This is a genomic window from Micromonospora sp. NPDC023956, from assembly GCF_040639195.1.
Lineage (GTDB): Bacteria > Actinomycetota > Actinomycetes > Mycobacteriales > Micromonosporaceae > Micromonospora.
Map to the genome: position 1 here is coordinate 1 of NZ_JBEZZN010000037.1, position 1,209 is coordinate 1,209.

Consider the following 1,209-nt stretch of genomic DNA (forward strand, 5'->3'; position numbering starts at 1 on the left):
GGAAGGGCCCCGGGAACCGGTGGGGTCAGGTGGTCTCGACGATCATGGCGGCGGCGACGGTACGGTTGGTGGCCTCGTCGATCACGATGAACCCACCCGTGGTCCGATTACGGCGATACTCGTCCGCCAACAACGGAATCGTGGTCCGCAGCCGCACCCGGCCGATCTCGTTGAGTTTCAGTTCCGTCGCCGTGTCGTCACGGTGCAACGTGTTCACATCCAGCCGGTAGTGCAACCCCCGCACGATCGCCCGCGCGGTACGAGTCGTGTGCTTGATCGTGTACCGGCCACCGATCTGCAACGGCCGAGTCTCGTCCATCCAACAGATCATCGCCTCCACGTCCTGCGTGGCAGTCGGGGCGTTGTTCGGCCGACAGATCATGTCACCACGAGAAATATCGATCTCATCGGTCAGCCGCACCGTCACCGACATCGGCGGGAACGCCTCCGCGACCGGCCCGTCAGCGGTCTCCACCGCCGCCACCCGCGACGTGAACCCCGACGGCAACACCATCACCTCGTCACCCGGCTTGATCACACCCGAAGCGACCTGCCCCGCATACCCCCGATAATCCGTCACCGTCGTCGACTGCGGACGAATCACATACTGCACCGGAAACCGCACATCCACCAGATTCCGATCCGACGCGATATGCACATGCTCCAGATGATGCAACAACGACGGACCCTCATACCACGGCGTGTTCTCCGACCGCGTCACGATGTTGTCACCCCGCAACGCCGAGATCGGCACCACCGCCAGATCCGGCACATCCAACTTCGCCGCGAACGCGGTGAACTCGTCAGCGATCCGCTCGAACACCTCCTGCGACCAGTCCACCAGATCCATCTTGTTCACACACAACACCAGATGCGGCACCCGCAACAGACTGCACAGGAACGCATGCCGCCGCGACTGCTCCACCAAACCCTTCCGCGCATCCACCAAAATCAGAGCCAGATCAGCCGTCGACGCACCCGTCACCATGTTCCGCGTGTACTGCGTATGCCCCGGCGTGTCGGCGATGATGAACTTCCGCCGCGGCGTCGCGAAGTACCGGTACGCCACATCGATCGTGATGCCCTGCTCCCGCTCCGCCCGCAACCCATCCGTCAACAACGCCAGATTCGTGTACTCATCCCCCCGCGCCGCGGAGACCGCCTCCACCGCCTCCAACTGATCCGTGAACAACGACTTCGTGTCATACA

General features: G+C 63.1%; 1 protein-coding gene. It reads right to left on the reverse strand.

Going from position 1 to position 1,209, the window contains the following annotated elements:
• Positions 1-25: 25 nt before the first annotated feature.
• Positions 26-1,209 (reverse strand): GTP-binding protein (locus AB0F58_RS29900; protein WP_357150228.1); only part of this gene is annotated, 1,184 nt, incomplete at its 5' end.